The sequence below is a fragment of the Lysobacter sp. S4-A87 genome (assembly GCF_022637455.1).
GTDB lineage: Bacteria > Pseudomonadota > Gammaproteobacteria > Xanthomonadales > Xanthomonadaceae > Lysobacter_J.
The window spans coordinates 851682-870378 of sequence record NZ_CP093341.1 but is presented as its reverse complement, the minus strand read 5'-3'; the positions used below and the strand labels follow the sequence as shown (position 1 = coordinate 870378).

14 protein-coding genes and 1 tRNA gene are annotated in these 18697 nt (G+C 66.6%); 12 read left to right on the top strand and 3 right to left on the bottom strand.

Annotated features, from left to right (window positions below; genetic code table 11):
* The first annotated feature begins 10 nt into the window (after positions 1 to 10).
* The 10 genes from nuoN to pnp all read left to right on the top strand — a co-directional run bounded on the left by nuoN (position 11) and on the right by pnp (position 12482).
* Positions 11 to 1465, top strand: a complete 1455-nt coding sequence (gene nuoN / locus MNR01_RS03870; protein WP_241919664.1) for an NADH-quinone oxidoreductase subunit NuoN — start codon at positions 11 to 13, stop codon at positions 1463 to 1465.
* Positions 1466 to 1552: 87 nt separating this feature from the next.
* Positions 1553 to 1629 (top strand) — tRNA-Met (locus MNR01_RS03865).
* A 324-nt stretch (positions 1630 to 1953) separates the two neighbouring features.
* On the top strand, positions 1954 to 2895 hold the full coding sequence (locus MNR01_RS03860) for a fimbrial protein (RefSeq protein ID WP_241919663.1): 942 nt from the start codon (positions 1954 to 1956) through the stop codon (positions 2893 to 2895).
* Between the two features lie 433 nt (positions 2896 to 3328).
* The gene (gene rimP / locus MNR01_RS03855; RefSeq protein WP_241920518.1) at positions 3329 to 3931 is read left to right on the top strand and encodes a ribosome maturation factor RimP; all 603 of its coding nucleotides are present in this window, start codon (positions 3329 to 3331) and stop codon (positions 3929 to 3931) included.
* 62 nt (positions 3932 to 3993) lie between these two features.
* Complete coding sequence (gene nusA / locus MNR01_RS03850) at positions 3994 to 5481, top strand: transcription termination factor NusA (RefSeq protein ID WP_241919662.1); 1488 nt, start codon at positions 3994 to 3996, stop codon at positions 5479 to 5481.
* 94 nt (positions 5482 to 5575) lie between these two features.
* The gene (gene infB / locus MNR01_RS03845) at positions 5576 to 8182 is read left to right on the top strand and encodes a translation initiation factor IF-2 (RefSeq protein ID WP_241919661.1); all 2607 of its coding nucleotides are present in this window, start codon (positions 5576 to 5578) and stop codon (positions 8180 to 8182) included.
* A gap of 5 nt (positions 8183 to 8187) precedes the next feature.
* Positions 8188 to 8565, top strand: a complete 378-nt coding sequence (gene rbfA, locus MNR01_RS03840; RefSeq protein WP_241919660.1) for a 30S ribosome-binding factor RbfA — start codon at positions 8188 to 8190, stop codon at positions 8563 to 8565.
* Between the two features lie 195 nt (positions 8566 to 8760).
* Positions 8761 to 9732: a tRNA pseudouridine(55) synthase TruB gene (gene truB / locus MNR01_RS03835; protein WP_241919659.1), complete on the top strand. Its 972-nt coding sequence runs from the start codon at positions 8761 to 8763 to the stop codon at positions 9730 to 9732.
* A gap of 198 nt (positions 9733 to 9930) precedes the next feature.
* Positions 9931 to 10191, top strand: coding sequence for a 30S ribosomal protein S15 (rpsO, locus tag MNR01_RS03830; RefSeq protein WP_115858221.1), 261 nt, complete (start codon positions 9931 to 9933; stop codon positions 10189 to 10191).
* A gap of 182 nt (positions 10192 to 10373) precedes the next feature.
* Positions 10374 to 12482, top strand: coding sequence for a polyribonucleotide nucleotidyltransferase (gene pnp / locus MNR01_RS03825; protein WP_241919658.1), 2109 nt, complete (start codon positions 10374 to 10376; stop codon positions 12480 to 12482).
* 143 nt (positions 12483 to 12625) lie between these two features.
* On the opposite strand, the gene MNR01_RS03820 is transcribed toward pnp, so the two are convergent.
* Both MNR01_RS03820 and MNR01_RS03815 read right to left on the bottom strand, forming a co-directional pair.
* Positions 12626 to 13900 carry a HAMP domain-containing sensor histidine kinase gene (locus MNR01_RS03820; RefSeq protein WP_241919657.1) on the bottom strand — a complete coding sequence of 425 codons (1275 nt, stop codon included), beginning with the start codon at positions 13898 to 13900 and terminating at the stop codon, positions 12626 to 12628.
* Positions 13897 to 14625 (bottom strand): response regulator transcription factor, encoded by a 729-nt coding sequence (locus MNR01_RS03815; protein ID WP_241919656.1) that lies wholly within the window; start codon positions 14623 to 14625, stop codon positions 13897 to 13899. The genes MNR01_RS03820 and MNR01_RS03815 overlap by 4 nt, the downstream gene beginning before the upstream one ends.
* A 303-nt stretch (positions 14626 to 14928) precedes the next feature.
* Between MNR01_RS03815 and MNR01_RS03810 the strand changes: the two genes are divergently transcribed.
* Positions 14929 to 15765: a phosphatase PAP2 family protein gene (locus tag MNR01_RS03810; RefSeq protein ID WP_241919655.1), complete on the top strand. Its 837-nt coding sequence runs from the start codon at positions 14929 to 14931 to the stop codon at positions 15763 to 15765.
* A complete protein-coding gene (locus tag MNR01_RS03805; protein WP_241919654.1) occupies positions 15762 to 17447 on the top strand; it encodes a phosphoethanolamine--lipid A transferase in 1686 nt (561 codons plus the stop codon). The genes MNR01_RS03810 and MNR01_RS03805 overlap by 4 nt, the downstream gene beginning before the upstream one ends.
* A gap of 104 nt (positions 17448 to 17551) precedes the next feature.
* Here MNR01_RS03805 and dinB read toward each other — a convergent pair whose 3' ends face one another.
* Positions 17552 to 18652: a DNA polymerase IV gene (gene dinB / locus MNR01_RS03800; protein ID WP_241919653.1), complete on the bottom strand. Its 1101-nt coding sequence runs from the start codon at positions 18650 to 18652 to the stop codon at positions 17552 to 17554.
* Positions 18653 to 18697: the final 45 nt, after the last annotated feature.

The window sequence follows — 18697 nt, the reverse complement described above, 5'->3', positions numbered from 1 at the left end:
GTTGTAGCGCATGATCATGCCTGTACGCACCGCCGCCGACCTGATGCCGCTGCTCCCGGAGCTGGTGGTGATCCTGGGCGCGTTCGCGCTGCTGATGCTCGACCTGTTCATCGACGAGCGCCGCCGCGTCATCAGCCATGTCTTCGCCATCGCCGTGCTGGCGGTCGCGACGACGCTGATCGCCTGCGGTGTCGGCGAGCACGGCACCTTCCTCAGCGGCATGTTCGTTCGCGACACGGCGGCCGATGTCATGAAGATCACGATCGGGATCGTCTCGATCCTGGCGATGATCTACACCTGGCCGTACCTGCGCGCCCGCGAGCTTTACAAGGGCGAGGTGTCGGTGCTGATGCTGTTCGCCACCGCCGGCATGATGTTCCTGGTGTCGTCGGGCAGCCTGGTGATGGTCTACCTCGGCCTGGAAATGCTGGCGCTGTGCTCGTATGCACTGGTCGCGATCGACCGCGACAGCCCGCTGGCCTCGGAAGCGGCAATCAAGTACTTCGTCCTCGGCGCGCTCGCTTCGGGCCTGCTGCTGTACGGCCTGTCGCTGATCTACGGCGCCACCGGCTCGCTGCAGCTCGACCAGATCGCCACCGTGGCGCAGGCCAAGGTCGCCGACGGTTCGTCGCTGATGCTGATCACCGGCGTGGTGTTCGTGGTCGCGGGCATCGCCTTCAAGTTCGGCGCCGCGCCGTTCCACATGTGGCTGCCGGACGTCTACCACGGCGCGCCGACCCCGATCACGCTGTTCATCGGTTCGGCGCCCAAGCTGGCCGCGTTCGGCATGACCTACCGCCTGCTCGAAGTCGGTGCGGCCCCGTTCGAGGACCAGTGGCGCCTGCTGCTGGCCGGCATCGCGGTGCTGTCGCTGGCGATCGGCAACCTCAGCGCGATGGTGCAGAGCAACCTCAAGCGGCTGCTGGCGTACTCGACCGTGTCGCACGTGGGCTTCCTGTTCGTCGGCCTCGCCGGTGGTGGTCGCGAAGGGTTTGCCGCGGCGCTGTTCTATGCGATCAGCTACGCGATCATGTCGGCCGCGGCCTTCGGCGCGATCGTCGTGCTGTCGCGTCAGGGCTTCGAAGCCGATCGCATCGACGACTACAAGGGTCTCAACGCCCGCAGCCCGTGGATGGCCGGCCTGGTGCTGTGCGTGATGGCCTCGCTGGCCGGTGTGCCGCCGTTCCTTGGCTTCTGGTCCAAGCTCGCCGTGCTGCGTGCAGCACTGCAGGGCGACATGCTGTGGCTGACCCTGGTCGGCGTGGTGTTCGCCGTGGTCGGCGCGTTCTACTACCTGCGCGTCATCAAGGTGATGTACTTCGACGAACCGGAAGGCGAGCCGATGATGCCCACCAACGATCGTCCGCTGCGCATCGTGTTCGGCGTCAACGCACTGGCGCTGCTCGCGCTGGGCCTGGCGTGGAGCCCGATCATGGCGTGGTGCCAGCGCGCATTCGCAGGCTGATCGGACGTTGATTTCGCAGGCCCTGAACAGAAAACTCTGAATCGGGCTTGCGAAGTTTCGCGCCACACGTTAACATTGTCGTTCTGGTGCGGGGTGGAGCAGTCTGGCAGCTCGTCGGGCTCATAACCCGAAGGTCGCAGGTTCAAATCCTGCCCCCGCTACCACTATTTGAAGTCCTGCCTGCTCCGCAGGATTTCGCGGAAGTAAACGAAACGGTGATCTCGGCAACGAGGTCGCCGTTTTTGTTTTTCCCCAACCGCTTCTGGTTAACCGCTTCTGGTCGTCTGTTCTGACGGGCGGTTTTGGGCAGTTCTGCTCAGCGGCTTTCGGACTGTTCTCATGGCGGGGCATATCGTCGCGTGCTCCCATCGTTCTGATGCGGCAGGCGTCATGGAAGGTCCTGCCTGATTGCGGTCGGAGCTGAAGCTGACATGCAAGGATCACGTCAGGAAGACGATGGACGCCGTACCCCCGGGCCGCAAGACTAGATGCAACGAGCCATCGCGCATGGCCTGGTGATGGTCGTACTGACGATCGTGTTGTCTCCCGCGCCTGCGCGGGCTGCCTGCACGGCCACTCCGGGCTCTTTCGCAACGGCCGCCTATGCCTTCCCGTCAACGATCATGGTGCCTAGGGACTTGCCCAACGGCACCCAGGTCGCGCCGCTCACGCGTGGCAACCCAAGCACCGTCACGATCACCTGCAGCGGTGACCCATATGGATTGGTCAACAGCGTGGGGGCCACGCCGGCCGTTGGCCAGACGAGGATGCCGATCGGAACCACGGGGCTGTCCTGGGAGTGGAGCTTCCGGGGGCGGAACATCTTCGAGGCCAGCTACGGCACCAGCTCGCTGAGCGGTTCGCACAGTTCGACGGCGGGAACGGGGCAGCGCCTGGTGCTGGTCAAGACCGGGCCGGTCGCGGCGGGCACGGTCATCCCCGCCGGCGAGCTGGGCAGGCGCCGATACGGCTTGCTGGACATCTGGGCGGTGCGGCTGAGCAGTGCGATCACCGTGGTCACCCCCTCGTGCACGACGTCCGACGTGACCGTCCCGATGGGCTCGCACCGGTCCTCGGAGCTGTCGGGCGTCGGCAGTTCCGGGGCCTCGGTGTCCTTCTCGATATCCCTGGCGTGCTCAACGGGCCTGAGCCGCATCCGCTATCGGGTGGATCCGCTGACAACAGTGATCAACGACGCACAGTCGGTGGTCGCGCTCGATGCCGGTTCGACTGCCTCGGGCGTGGGTCTGCAGCTGCTCAACGGCAGCGGGAGCGGTCCGCACCCGTTGTCCGTCTCCCAGCTGTTCACCGGTGCCGTCGGGGCGGGTGCCCATGAAATCCCACTGCGTGCCCGCTATTACCAGACAGCAGGGCAGGTGGTCGGGGGAACGGCCAATACCGCCCTAACATTCACGCTGACGTATGAGTAGCGTCCGGGGAGGGCGCCCAGGCGGGGCGGCCCGCTGCCGGCGGCGCGAAGAGGGTTTGCACCATCCCGGGGCAACCCGGTATCATGTGCGGCCTAGCGGTTTGGTGACCGGTCCTTCGGGACGCTGGCCCAACCCCCGCTACCAGCTTCGGCCAGGGCCCCGTGCCCTCGGACCACCCGGAATCCGGGCGGTCCCAAGGCCAAAGGCCGGGCTTTGTGGCCGCGCCCAGCGCGACCACGCCGACATCCAGCTGTACGGACAAGGGGCCCGCAAGGGCCCTTTTTCGTTGTTCGTGGCTTGGTTCGTGGTTCGTAGTCCGGATCGCACGTGCTTGTTCGCAAGACCGGGTCAAACGTTGCATGCAATTCAGTCCCTGGATCGTCTGGCAGTGGTTTGGCCGGTCCCTGGATCGTTTATCGCGGGAGTCGTACGCGTGTCTGATAAAGCTGTCGAAATCGCCAGGCTGCTCACCCCGACCGTCCAGTCGCTGGGGGTCGAGTTGCTCGGTGCCGAATACCTGCCGGCTCCCGGCAGCGCGGTGCTGCGTCTGTACATCGACGTGCCCGCGGGTCAGGAGACGGACGAGAACGGGCAGCCGCGCTCGGTCACGATCGAGGATTGCGAGGCGGTCAGCCGCGAGGTGTCCGCGCAGCTCGACGTCGAGGATCCGATCAGCGGTATGTACACGCTGGAAGTGTCGTCGCCGGGTATCGATCGGCCGCTGTTCACGCTCGAGCATTACAAGCGCTTCATCGGCGAGACCGCGAAGGTTGGCCTGAAGCTGCCGCAGGACGGCCGTCGCCGCCTGACCGGGAAGATTGCCCGCGTTGATGGCGACACCGTGGTGTTTCACATCGATGGTGTCCAAATCGACCCGGTCGACGCGAACGAGTTCGCGGTCGCGGTCGGCAACATCGACAAGGCGCGCCTGGTCCCGGATTGGGCCGCCTTGGGTTTCGCTCCGGTCAAGCCCGGAAAAGACACGTCTGCACAGGGTGCGCCCGCAAAGCGCCGCCCTGCGAAAGGCAAGAAGTAAATCAACCTAGGTAACCACCCAATTGCCGGCGGCGCGTCAGCGCCAACGTGCGGAGTAACGAGATGAGCAAGGAACTGTTGCTGGTCGTGGATGCAGTCGCCAACGAGAAGGGCGTGCCGCGTGAAGTCATCTTCGAGGCCATCGAGGCCGCGTTGGCTTCGGCCGCGAAGAAGCGCTATCACGACGAAGACGTGCTCGTGCGCGTCGCGATCGACCAGAAGGACGGCAGCTACGAGACCTTCCGCCGCATGGAGGTCGTCGCCGACGACGTCGTCATGGAGTCGCCGGACCGCCAGATCCGCATGATGGACGCGATCGACGAAGTCGAGGGCGTCGAGGTCGGCGACTACATCGAAGAGCAGATCGAGAACCCGGAGTTCGGCCGCATCGCCGCCCAGGCCGCCAAGCAGGTCATCGTCCAGCGCGTGCGCGAGGCCGAGCGCCAGCAGGTTGTCGACGGCTGGAAGGATCGCGTCGGCGAGCTGGTCACCGGCGTGGTCAAGCGTGTCGAGCGCGGCAACATCTACGTCGACCTCGGCGGCAACGCCGAAGCGATCATTCCGAAGGACAAGGGCATCCCGCGCGACGTCCTGCGTACCGGCGACCGCGTCCGAGGTTACCTGTTCGACGTGCGCAGCGAGCCGCGCGGCCCGCAGCTGTTCATCAGCCGCGCCGCCCCGGAATTCATGATCGAACTGTTCAAGCTGGAAGTGCCGGAAGTCGGCCAGGGCCTGGTGTCGATCAAGGCCTGTGCACGCGATCCGGGCGACCGCGCCAAGATCGCCGTGCTCGCCCACGACAACCGCACCGATCCGATCGGCGCCTGCATCGGCATGCGCGGTTCGCGCGTGCAGGCCGTGAGCAACGAGCTCAACGGCGAGCGTGTCGACATCGTGCTGTGGTCCGACAACCCGGCCCAGTTCGTCATCAACGCGATGGCGCCGGCCGAAGTGCAGTCGATCATCGTCGATGAAGAAAAGCATTCGATGGACCTGGCCGTGGCCGAGGACCGTCTGGCGCAGGCAATCGGCAAGGGCGGCCAGAACGTGCGCCTGGCCAGCCGCCTGTCGGGCTGGCAGCTCAACGTGATGACCCAGGACCAGGTCACCGCCAAGTCCGAGGCCGAGCAGACCGCCGCCAAGTCGCTGTTCCAGGAAAAGCTCGAGGTCGACGAAGAGATCGCCGGCATCCTGGTCTCGGAAGGCTTCAGCACGGTCGAGGAAATCGCCTACGTCCCGGTCGGCGAGCTGCTCGCCGTCGAAGGTTTCGACGAGGACATCGTCGAAGAGCTGCGCTCGCGTGCCCGCGACGCGCTGCTCAACGAAGCACTGGCCGCCGAGGAAGAGCTCGACGAGCACCAGCCGGCAGCCGATCTGCTGGAGCTGGATGGAATGGACGAGGCCACCGCCTTCGCGCTTGCCGCGCGTGGCGTGGTGACCCGTGATGACCTGGCCGACATGGCGACTGACGAGCTGACCGATATCGAAGGTATCGACGAAGCCCGTGCTGCCGCCCTGATCATGGAAGCGCGCAAGCACTGGTTTGAATGAATACCGCGTCTATCTGACCGGCCCAGTGCCGCAGGTCTAGAATGACGCCCACACGCGCGGGACTCGTCCCGCGCCACGAGGACACGGAATCCGAATGTCGCAGCAAACCACCATCCGCAAGCTGGCCGAACTGGTGAACACGCCGGTCGAGAAGTTGCTGGAGCAGCTGGCCGAGGCCGGCATGACTTTCAGCGGCCCCGACCAGGTCGTGACCAGTATCGAGAAAGTCAAGCTGCTCGGCTTCCTCAAGCGCGCCCATGGCAAGACCGAAAAGGTCGAAGCCAGCGACGACGCTGCGAAGAAGATCACCCTCAATCGCAGCCGCAAACAGGAAATCACTGTGGGCGGTGGCAAGAACAAGACCACGGTCGACGTGGTCGTGCGCAAGAAGGTCACGCTGGTCAAGCCCAGCGAAGGCCAGTCGCCAGGCGACGAGCGCGCCGAGATCCTGCGCAAGCTGGAGGAATCCAAGCAGCGCAATCTTGCCGAGCAGGAGAAGCTGGCTGCCGACGACAAGCGTCGTGCCGACGCGGTCGAGGCGACCCGTCGCCAGGCGGAAGAAGCAGCGCGCCTGAAGGCCGAGGAAGAGCAGAAGGCGAAGCTCGCCGACGCCAGCGTCCTCGTCGCCGACGAGGATGCGCCGGCTGCCGTCCGCAAGCCGCCGAGCACGCACGGTCACGGCCATCCGCCGGCCAAGCCGGCCGCACCGCGGGCCGCCGAACCTGCCCGTGGCGCTCCGGCGCACAAGACCCGCGGCTCGCACGCGATGGTCGCCGGCGTCGAAGACGACGACCGCACCAACCGCTTCGCCGGCCAGATGCACCTCAGTGCCTCCGACCGCGCGCGTCGCACCACCAATGCGCGTGGCAAGTCCAAGCCGCAGCGCCGTCAGAGCGAGCAGAGCCGGTCCGGTAGCGGCTTCACCCGCCCCACCGCGCCGATCGTGCGCGACGTCGCCATCGGCGAGACGATCACCGTTGCCGACCTCGCGCAGAAGATGGCGCTCAAGGGCGGCGACGTGGTCAAGGCGCTGTTCAAGATGGGCGTGATGGCGACGATCAACATGTCGATCGACCATGACACCGCCGCGCTGGTGACCGAGGAACTCGGCCACAACGTGGTCAAGGCCGATGCTGGTTCCGCCGAGGACGCACTGCTGGCCCACGTCGAAGAGACGCAGGGCGACAAGATCGCGCGTCCCCCGGTCGTCACCATCATGGGTCACGTCGACCACGGCAAGACCTCGCTGCTGGATTACATCCGCCGCACCAAGGTCGCCTCCGGCGAAGCCGGCGGCATCACCCAGCACATCGGTGCCTACCACGTCGAAACCGACAAGGGCGTCATCAGCTTCCTCGACACCCCGGGCCACGCCGCCTTCACCTCGATGCGTGCACGCGGCGCCAAGCTGACCGACATCGTGGTGCTGGTCGTGGCTGCCGACGACGGCGTCATGCCGCAGACCAAGGAAGCCGTGCAGCACGCCAAGGCGGCCGGCGTGCCGCTGATCGTGGCAATCAACAAGATCGACAAGTCCGACGCCGATCCGCTGCGGGTCAAGAACGAGCTGCTCAGCGAAGACGTCGTCGCCGAGGACTTCGGTGGCGAAACCCAGATGGTCGAGCTTTCCGCCAAGACCGGCCTGGGCGTCGACAACCTGCTCGATGCGATCTCGATCCAGGCCGAAGTGCTCGAACTGCGTGCAGTCGCCACCGGCCGCGCCACCGGCGTGGTGATCGAATCGTCTCTCGACAAGGGCCGCGGCCCGGTCGCGACCGTGCTGGTCCAGCAGGGCGAACTGAAGAAGGGCGACTACCTCGTCTGCGGCGTGCAGTACGGCCGCGTGCGGGCGCTGTTCGACGAAACCGGTTCGCAGGTCCCGTCCGCGGGTCCGTCGATCCCGGTGCAGGTGCTCGGCCTGTCGGGCGTGCCCGATGCCGGCGACGACTTCGTCGTGGTCGAGGACGAGCGCCTTGCCAAGGACGTCGCCCAGCAGCGTGACGCCAAGCGTCGCGAGTCGCGCCTGGTCGCCGCCGCTGGCAACCGCATGGAAGACATCATGGCGCAGATGGGCAAGGGCGAGGGCCAGCTGAGCCTCAACCTGGTCATCAAGGCCGACGTGCAGGGTTCGGTCGAGGCGCTGCGCCAGTCGCTGATTGCGCTGTCCAACGACCAGATCCGCATCAATGTGATCAGCTCCGGCGTGGGCGGCATCACCGAGTCCGACGCCAACGCCGCGGCCACCGCCAAGGCCACCGTGATCGGCTTCAACGTGCGCGCCGATGCCTCGGCCCGCAAGGTGATCGACTCCTACGGCGTCGACCTGCGTTACTTCTCGATCATCTATGACGTGATCGACCAGGTGAAGCAGGTGGCCTCGGGCATCCTCGGCGTCGAGATCCGCGAAGAGATCATCGGCACCGCCGAGGTCCGCGACGTGTTCCGCAGCTCGAAGTTCGGCGCCGTTGCCGGCTGCATGGTGGTTGAGGGCGTGGTCAAGCGCCACAAGCCGATCCGCGTGCTTCGCGACAACGCCGTGGTCTTCGAGGGCGAGCTGGAATCGCTGCGCCGCTTCAAGGAGAACGTCGACGAGGTGCGTAACGGCACCGAGTGCGGCATCGGCGTGAAGGCGTACAACGACGTCAAGCCTGGCGACCAGATCGAGTGCTTCGAGCGCATCGAAGTCCAGCGCACGCTGTAATCGCCATGCCTACCAAGTCGTTCCATCGCACCGATCGCGTTTCCGCCCAGCTCCGAAGGGAGCTGGGCACGATCGTGCACCAGGCCGTGCGCGAGCACGGCCTGCCGTCGGTCAGCGTGTCCGATGTCGAAATCACCCGTGACCTGGCCCATGCCAAGGTCTTCGTCACCGCGCTGCAGCAGGAGCGTTCCCTCGAGGCCGTCAAGGCGCTCAAGGAACTGGCGCCGCAGCTGCGCTACCAGCTCGGCCGCGCGGTGAAGATGCGGCACGTGCCAGAGCTGCACTTCCACTACGACGACTCGGTCGATCGTGGCGAGCGCATCGACAATCTGCTGCGTGATGAGGCTGGCCCGACGCCGGCGGATGACGACGCAGAGACCTGAGATGCCTTGAGCCCCTCTGCCGCGTGCGGGAGAGGGGTTGGGGTGAGGGCAAGCGCGAAAGCCTCCCCTCATCCGCCCTTCGGGCACCTTCTCCCGCCAGCGGGGGGAAGGGACCAGTCCCCCCAGTTGCAGCCGGCCCGCATCCGCGGGAACGTACGCGCATTCCAGTGGCCGACCCGCACGATTCCGGACCTGATGAGAAAAAAGCCCCGTACCGTGTTCCGTGCGCTCGACGGCATCGTCCTGCTGGACAAGCCGCAGGGCCTGAGCTCGAACCAGGCCCTGCAGCAGGTGCGCCACCTGTTCCGCGCGGAAAAAGGCGGCCATACCGGCAGCCTCGACCCGCTGGCCACCGGCCTGCTGCCGATCTGCTTCGGCGAGGCGACCAAGATCGCCGGCCTGCTGTTGGGATCGAGCAAGGCCTACGAAACCACCGCGGTGCTGGGCCTGACCACCGACAGCGATGACGCCGACGGCGCGCCGCTGCTGCAACGCCCTGTCCCCGAACTCGACGACGCCGCCATCGAGGCGGCACTGGCACCGCTGCGTGGTGCTATCCGCCAGCGGGCACCGATTTACTCCGCGCTCAAGCAGGGCGGCGAGCCGCTGTACGCCAAGGCGCGCAGGGGTGAAGCCATCGAAGCACCCGAGCGCGATGTCGTGGTGCACCGCTTCGACCTGCTTGGCCGCGAGCAGGGGCCCGACGGCGTGCGCCTGCACCTGCATGTCGAATGCGGCTCCGGCACCTACGTGCGCAGCCTGGTCCGTGACCTCGGCGAAGCGCTGGGCTGCGGCGCCCATGTCGCCAGCCTGCGCCGGCTCTGGGTCGATCCGTTCAGCCAGCCGCGCATGTTCACGCTTGAAACATTGCGCGACATCGCCGCCCAGGGCGAGGCCGTGCTCGATGGCTGCCTGTTGCCGATCGAGGCAGGCCTGAGCTCCTTCCCGCGGGTCGCGATCGACGCAGAGGCTGCACTGCGGTTCGGCCACGGCCAGACCATCGACTGCGAGACGGGCGAAGACGGGCTGGTCGCGGTCACCTCGCTCACCGGCCGCTGCCTGGGCCTGGCCCAGCGCGAGGGCGGCAAGCTTTCGCCGCAGCGCCTGTTCCGCTGGGCGGCCGCCGCGACGCGCGAGCCTGAACAGCCGGTGGCGCCGTCGGCCTGAATGGCCGGAGGCTTGTCGGTTGTCACAATTCAGGTCGCAATCGCCGGGGCGGACTGATACAATTTCGCCGCTTTTCAAGCACTTCAGCATTCCCTTCAGCACCATTCCAGAAAACGGCGGGCCAGGCGGTGCGTTGGCGCGGAATCCCCGCGACCGATTCTCTTTCTGCAGGCCACGCATCTACGAGGCAATTCAACGATGTCCATCGACACCAGCAAAGTTATTGAAGACAACAAGCGCGGCGCCAACGACACCGGTTCGCCGGAAGTCCAGGTCGCCCTGCTGACCGCACGCATCGAGCAGCTCACCGGCCACTTCAAGGTCCACAAGCAGGACCACCACAGCCGCCGCGGTCTGCTCCAGATGGTCAACCGCCGCCGCAGCCTGCTCGACTACCTCAAGCGCAAGGACAACGAGCGCTACAAGGCACTGATCGAGAAACTCGGCCTGCGTCGCTAAACGCACTACCTACCGCGGCGCAGCGATGCGCCGCGGTTTGTTTTTGAGCTTCGAAGTTTTCCTGCAGGCCACCTCGGCCTGCATGCGTTTTTGAACCACCAAGAATCCCAGGCCGCACCGTCGGCCGACCGGAGCGGGGCAGGGGCCTCGACCGGAACGCATCGAAACGATAGGAACCCAACGTGGCAAAAATCACCAAGACCTTTCAGTACGGCAACCATCAGGTAACGCTGGAAACCGGCGAGATCGCCCGCCAGGCCGGCGGCGCCGTCCTCGTGAAGATGGACGACACCGTACTGCTGGTCACCGCCGTGGCTGCCAAGAGCGCGCGCGAAGGCCAGGACTTCTTCCCGCTGACCGTGGACTACCAGGAGAAGTTCTACGCTGGTGGCCGCATCCCGGGTGGCTTCTTCAAGCGTGAGGGCCGTGCGACCGAGAAGGAGACGCTGATCTCCCGCCTCATCGACCGCCCGATCCGTCCGCTGTTCCCGGAAGACTTCCGCAACGAAGTCCAGATCATCGCCACCGTGATGTCGATGAACCCGGAGATCGACGGCGACATCCCGGCACTGATCGGCGCTTCGGCTGCCATGGCCCTGACCGGTGCGCCGTTCGACGGCCCCATCGGCGCTGCCAAGGTCGGCTACAAGAACGGCCAGTACCTGCTGAACCCGACCGTGTCCGAGCTGGCCGACTCCGAGCTGGAGCTCGTCGTCGCCGGTACCTCGAGCGCGGTGCTGATGGTCGAGTCCGAAGCCAAGGTGCTGTCGGAAGACGTGATGCTGGGCGCGGTGATGTTCGGTCATCGCGAGATGCAGAAGGTCATCAACATCATCAACGAACTGGTCGTCGAAGCCGGCACCAAGTCGTGGGACTGGAAGGCTCCGGCCAAGAACGACGCCCTGATCGGCGCGCTCAAGGAAGCCGTCGGCACCCAGCTCGAGCAGGCCTTCCAGGTCCGCGACAAGCTGCAGCGCCGCGACGCCATCTCGGCGATCAAGAAGGACGTGCTGCAGTCGCTGGCCGGCCGCGCCGAAGCCGATGGCTGGAGCACGGGTGAGCTGTCGAAGGAATTCGGCGAGCTCGAGTACCAGACCATGCGCAACTCGGTGCTCAGCACCAAGGTCCGCATCGACGGTCGCGCCCTCGACACCGTCCGCCCGATCGCCTCGAAGGTGAGCGTGCTGCCGCGTACGCACGGCTCCTCGCTGTTCACCCGCGGCGAGACCCAGGCGATCGTGATTGCCACGCTCGGTACCGCGCGCGACGGCCAGATCATCGACGCCGTCTCGGGCGAGTACAAGGAACACTTCCTGTTCCACTACAACTTCCCCCCGTTCTCGGTCGGTGAAGCTGGCCGCATGATGGGCCCGAAGCGTCGCGAAATCGGCCACGGCCGTCTCGCCAAGCGCGGCGTGCTCGCCGTCATGCCGACGATGGAAGAGTTCCCGTACACCATCCGCGTCGTCTCGGAGATCACCGAGTCGAACGGTTCCTCGTCGATGGCATCGGTCTGCGGTTCCTCGCTGGCGCTGATGGACGCGGGCGTGCCGATCAAGGCACCGGTCGCCGGCATCGCGATGGGCCTGGTGAAGGAAGGCGACAACTTCGTCGTCCTGAGCGACATCCTGGGTGACGAAGATCACCTGGGCGACATGGACTTCAAGGTGGCCGGTACCTCGGAAGGTATCTCCGCGCTGCAGATGGACATCAAGATCCAGGGCATCACCGAAGAGATCATGAAGGTCGCACTGGCCCAGGCCAAGGCCGGCCGCCTGCACATCCTCGGCGAGATGGCCAATGCCATCACCACGCCGCGCGGTGAGCTGAGCGAGTTCGCGCCGCGCCTGCTGACGATGAAGATCCACCCGGACAAGATCCGCGAAGTGATCGGCAAGGGTGGCTCGACCATCCAGGCCATCACCAAGGAGACCGGTACGCAGATCGACATCCAGGACGACGGCACCATCGTCATCGCTTCGGTCAATGCCGCCGCCGCCCAGGCTGCGAAGGCACGCATCGAGCAGATCACCTCCGACGTCGAGCCGGGCCGCATCTACGAAGGCAAGGTCGCCAAGATCATGGACTTCGGTGCGTTCGTGACGATCCTGCCGGGCAAGGACGGCCTTGTGCACGTCTCGCAGATCTCCAGCGAGCGCGTGGAGAAGGTCTCCGACAAGCTCAAGGAAGGCGACGTCGTGAAGGTCAAGGTGCTGGAAGTCGACAAGCAGGGCCGTATCCGCCTGTCGATCAAGGCCGTCGAGGAAGGCGAGGGCGTGCCGGCTGAGTAAGCCGCACTGCTGCATCGCTGGAATCTGAGAAAGCGGGCTTCGGCCCGCTTTTTCTTTGCGTTTCCGGGAGCCCCGGGTGCGCTTCGCTTACCCGGGCTACAAACCATGGCTACGGGGCATGAGGGGCGCCGCGCCGGTTCGGGTCAGGCCACGAAACGCAGGGTCGTCGTCGTTCCGTGCCCGGCATCGGATGCGATGTCGAGCTTCCAGCCCAGGTGCTCGCACAGGCGCGAGATCAGGTCCAGGCCAATGCCGCCGCCATGGCGCTCACCGCCGCCGCGGGCGACCTTGGCGTAGATCTCGCTGATCTCCTCGGGCGTCATGCCGTGGCCCGGGTCGTCGATGACCACGGTCGCCGGTGCTTCCAGGCGGATAGAAATCTCGCCGCGGTCGCTGTGTTCGATCGCATTTCGCAGCAGGTTGCCGATGGCAGCCTGCACGATCGGCAACGGTGCGAGGATTTCGCAGGGCCACAGTGCCGACACCGTCAGCACCAGGTCCTTGTCCTGTGTCAGGTGCCGGTGGTCGTCGACGATTTCCGGCAGCAGCTGGTCCAGCTCGACGCGGTCGCTGATGCGGGCCAGGCGCGCCGGGTCCTTGGCCAGGACCAGCAGCAGCGAGATCAGTTGTTCGACGTCACGGGCCGTGCGCTGGATGCGGTTGAGCTGGCCACGCGTGCCGGCCGGGACATCGGCCTGTTGCAGGGCGATCTCGGTGGCGCCGGCGATCACCGCGATGGGCGTGCGCAGCTCATGGCTGGCACTGTCGATGAAGGTGCGTTCGCGTTCGACGAAGCGGTCGTTGCGCTGCAGGTAGTCGTTGAGTGCATCGGCGATCACGACCAGTTCGCCACTGGCCGTCTCCGGCACTTCGATGCGCTGGCCGGCCTGGTCCGGTTGCAGGCGGGCGATGTCCTTGGCGACGTTGCTGAGCGGTCGCACCAGTCGATTGACGCTCCAGGCAATGGCAACGCCCAGCAGCACGATCATGGTCACCGCCGATCCGATGACGGTCAGCGACATGTCGAACTCGCGCTGCTCCAGGTCGGTGATGTCCAGGGCCAGCATGATCGGCCGGCCTTCCACTTGACGGACCAGTACGACGCGTTCGATGCCGTCGAGCATCACGTCGTCGTGCACGCCCGGTTCCAGCGTGCGCAGTGCCGGCGGGATGTCGGCAGGATTGCGGCCGTCGAAGAGGGCGATGTTGGACGTGTCGACCCAGCGGTAATCGGGATCCTTGCTGCTGAGCTCGCGGATGTGGTCGAGCTCGGAGTCGAGCAGGCTTTGCCAGACCAGCTGCTCGGCGTGCTCGTTGACGAGGAAGCCATGCAGGATCACCGCGACTGTCAGCACCACCACGTAGCCGAGCAGTCCCAGCAGGATGCGGCGGCGCAGGCCGGAACGGGGCGTGCTCATCGCCCGCTGTCCGCGCCGGTGTCCGCGCTGGTGCCCGGGATGGCCTGGGACGTGCCTGCGGCGGCGATGCGATAGCCCACGCGTGGAAGGGTCTGGATGAGCTTGGTGTCGAACCGCCCGTCGACGCTGCGGCGCAGTTCGTAGATATGCGAGCGGAGCATGTCGCCGTCGGGTGGGTCGTCGCCCCAGAGCGCATGCTCGAGTCGATCGCGCGTGACCGCGGCCGGGCTGGCCTGCATCAGCACTTCCAGCAACTTCCGGCAGGCCGGGTACAGGTGCAGCGCCTGGCCGTTGCGGGTGACATCGAGCGTGGTGAGGTCCAGCCGCAAATCGCCTACCTGCAGCACGCGGCTGCGGCCACGACCGCTCGCGCGCGCCACCAGTGCCTCCAGCCGGACTTCGAGCTCGGGCAGGTCGAAGGGCTTGGTCAGGTAATCGTCGGCGCCGGCGCGGAAGCCGGCGATCTTGTCGGGAAGCTCGTCGCGGGCGGTCAGCATCAGCACCGGCATGGTGCGGCCGGCATCGCGCAGGCGGCTCAGCACTTCGCGGCCGTCCATGCGCGGCAGCATCCAGTCCAGCACGATCGCATCGAAGTCCTGGGTAACCGCCAGGTGCAGCCCGGTCGGGCCGTCGGGCGCCGCGTCCAGGGTGTAGCCGCGCGCTTCGAAGTAGTCGAAGAGGTTGGCGACCAGATTGCGATTGTCTTCCACCACCAGTACGCGCATAGGCAGTCGCCCTTTCCTTTGTTGCAGCAGGCACGGGCGCCATTTGCACCGAGCCCTACAGCTTGCGCTGGCATCCGTCGGAAACCCGTCGGAACGGGCCGACGATACTCCGTGCCGGCGGGGCAGGGGAATCCAGCGGCCGCTCCGGCCGCCGGCCTGATCGCGTCGGATTCGCGGCGACGCTGAACGAACGCATACGCAATTGCAGATTCTGGCGGGCACTCCTACCGCTTTCCGACAACCCGCTGCGGATCATCGCCGCCGTTCCGACTCCGGAATGCGTCCGCCGATCGATCCAGCAGCATGAACAACAACTCTCCTTCGATGAAATCCAGCGCCGCCAGTGGCTCGGCCTCGTGGCTGGCGCCGCGCCGGTGGCCGCTGCCGGGAAACCGCGGTCCCGGCTCGCGCTTCCATCTCGCCCATGCCTGGGTCCCGCTGATCGCGTTCGCGGTGCTGGTGCTGTGGTCGACGGTGCTGGGTGGCGATCAATGGCTGGCTGACCGGATGTATGCCTGGCAGGGCGGGCAGTGGCAGTTACGCCACGACTTCATCACCGAGCAACTCATCCACCGCATCGGCCGCGATGTCAGCACGATGGCGTGGCTTGCCGTCCTGGCCGCGTGGATCGTCGCGCGTACCCGTCCGGGCTGGGGGACGCTGCGGCGGCCGCTGGCCTGCCTGCTGGTGTCCGTGGCCGTCTCGACGGCGCTGGTGGCATGGGTGAAGTCCTGGTCGAACATGGACTGCCCGTGGGACCTGGTGCGCTACGGCGGGGCACGCGAATACGTGGGCCTGTTCGCGATGCGGCCACTGGGCATGTCGCGCGGCGCCTGCTTCCCGGCGGGACACGCCAGCGGTGGCTACGCCTGGCTGGCGCTCTACTTCTTCCTGTGGTCAGTGCGTCCGCGCTTGCGCTGGCTGGGACTGGCGGTCGGCGCGGTGGCCGGGCTCACGTTCGGGTTCTCGCAGCAGCTGCGCGGCGCCCATTTCCTGTCGCATGACCTGTGGACGCTGGCGATCTGCTGGGGCAGCGCGCTGGCGGTGTTCCTTTGGTTCCGTCGTCGTCCGGCCGTGACCGAAGCGGCGACGCTGCCGGCCGCGGGATCGCCCGCGGTATCGACAGGGGCGGCGCGATGAGTTCGGTAGTCCGCAGTCGGCCGCAGTTCCTCGGGGTCATTGCCCAGCAGTTCCGCCAGTTCCTGGCCGTCGGCCCCGAGCTCTCGGTGGAAACGCTGGCGCTGGTGGCGGCAGCCTTCTTCACGCTGTTCTGCAATACGGCGTTCTTCCGTGAAGCAATCGCGTTTGGCGCGCTGCATGGCCTGCGCGGGCTGGGAACCGGCGCCAGCCTGGTGGTGATGATCGGCGCGCTGAACATGTTGCTGCTGTGCCTGCTGCTCAACCGCTGGACGGCCAAGCCGGTGCTGACCGTGCTGCTGCTGGTCACCGCCGCCGCATCGCATTTCATGAGCCAGTACACGGTCTATCTCGACGCCGACATGCTGCGCAACATCCTGCATACCGATGGCAAGGAGTCGGGTGAGCTGATCACGCTGGGCATGGTGCCGAGCCTGATCGTGCTGGGCATCCTGCCCTCGCTGCTGCTGTGGCGGGTGCGTTTGCGTCGCCGTCCGATCGGCCGCGCGATCGCGGTGCGCGTTGGCTGCATCGTGCTCGCAGTGGTGGTTGCCTCAGGCGCGGCGCTGGCATCGTTCCAGGACCTGTCGGCGCTGATGCGCAACCATCGCGAAGTGCGGCACCTGATCACGCCTGGCAACTACCTGGTTTCGCTGGTGCGGGTGATGCGCGACGACCAGGCCGGGCGCAACCGCCCGCGCACGCCCATCGGCACGAGTGCCAAAGTCAATGGTCGTCCGACCGATGCCAGGCCGCGCCTGCTGGTGCTGGTGGTGGGCGAAACCGTGCGTGCGCAGAACTGGGGCCTGAACGGCTATGCGCGCAACACGACGCCGGAACTGCGGCACATCGCGCCGATCAATTTTCCCAACATGACCTCGTGCGGTTCGGCCACCGAAGTATCGGTGCCGTGCATGTTCTCGCCGTACGGACGCGCGCATTACGACAAGGACAAGATCAACCACTCGCAGTCGCTTCTGCACGTGCTCGAGCACGCCGGCATCGGCACCTTGTGGCGCGACAACCAGACTGGCTGCAAGGGCGTTTGCGAAGGCCTGGCGTTCGAGTCGTTCGAGCACGCCACCGATCCGGGTGAATGCACGGCCGAAGGCTGCATGGACGAAGTGATGCTCAACGGCCTGAGCCAGGCGGTGGCGCGCAGGCAGGGCGACATGGTGGTCGTGCTGCATCAGCTCGGCAACCACGGGCCCAGCTACTACAAGCGCTACCCGTCGTCGCTGCGGCGGTTCACGCCGACCTGCGAGACGCCGGAGCTGGGCAAGTGCAGTCGCGACGAGATCGTCAATGCCTACGACAATGCCGTGCTCCACACCGACGCCTTCCTGGCGCGCACGATCCGGCTGCTGGCAGAGCAGAGCGGGCGCGACACGGCCATGATCTACCTGTCCGACCACGGCGAGTCGCTCGGCGAGAACGGCCTGTACCTGCACGGAGTGCCGTACGCGATCGCGCCTGACACGCAGACCCGCGTGCCGATGGTGATGTGGCTGTCGCCGGGCATGGCGGCCTCGCGCGGCATCGACCAGGACTGCATGAAGCGCGAGAGCACCGCGCCGGTGAGCCAGGACAACCTGTTCCACTCGGTGCTCGGGTTGATGCAGGTGAGTACGCCTGAGTACGACCCTGGGCTCGATCTGTTCCACGGCTGCAGCGCCCGCGGCTGACCCTTGCCGGGGGCTGCCCGGCCGACGACAGCACCGCGAAGAAACTGAAGCAGGCAGCGCAGGCCGCACGCAAGGCCGGGGCCAACGACCGCATCTAGCCTGATCTAGGCCTGCTGTTCGGCGAACAGGTCGGTCTGCACCTCGGACTCATCACGTTCGGCGAAACCGGACAGCCCGACGCCCACCAGTCGGTACTTCGTGCGTGGCGGCAATGGCACCCGCGCACGCAGCTCGCTGGCGATCCGCGCCAGTTCCTGCAGCGACGATGGCGGCTCGGCCGGCGTGAGGCTGCGCGTGAGGATGCGGAAGTCCGCGGTCTTCAGCTTGAGCACCACCGTGCGCGCGATGCGCGAGTCGTCGCGCGCGAGTTCGCGCTGGTAGCCCTCCCAGGTCTTCGTCGCCAGGCGTTCGATGTGCGGTTCCAGTTCGTCCAGCGGCAGGTCGCGCTCGAATGTGTCTTCCGAAGAGATCTGCAGGGTGGGGCGCTCGGGTTGCACCGGGTTGTCGTCGATGCCGAACGAGAGCTCGTGCAGCCGCCTGCCCCAGCGACCGAAATGCCTTTCCAGGTCAGTCGCAGCGACAGTGCGCAGGTCGGTGACCGTGGCGATGCCCAGCTCTGCCAGGCGTTGTTCGCCGACCTTGCCGACACCGGGCAGGCGGCCGACCGGCAGTGGCGCGAGGAAGCCCTCGACCTGGTGCGGGCGGACCACGAACAGGCCATCGGGCTTGCGCCAGTCGGAAGCGATCTTGGCCACGAACTTGTTGGGCGCGACCCCGGCCGAGGCGGTGAGCCCGGTCTCCTCGCGGATGGCCGTGCGGATCGCTTCGGCCGTTTCGGTCGCGGTGGCCAGGCCGGTCCGGGTGGCGGTGACGTCGAGGTAGGCCTCGTCCAGCGACAGCGGCTCGATCAGGTCGGTATGGCGGGCGAAGATCTCGCGCACCTGCCGCGACACTGCCTTGTAACGGACGAAGTCGGGCGGCACGAACACCGCCTGCGGGCACAGGCGCTCGGCACGTACCGCGGGCATGGCCGAGCGCACCCCGAACTTGCGCGCCTCGTAGCTGGCCGCGCAGACCACCGATCGGGCGCCACGCCATGCCACGACCACCGGCAGACCGCGCAGGGACGGGTCGTCGCGCTGCTCGACCGACGCGTAGAACGCGTCCATGTCGACGTGGAGGATCTTGCGGATCGGGGCGGGCATGGCGACGAGCGAGGCGGCGGGCGGACGGCCGCTGTCGGACGGCCT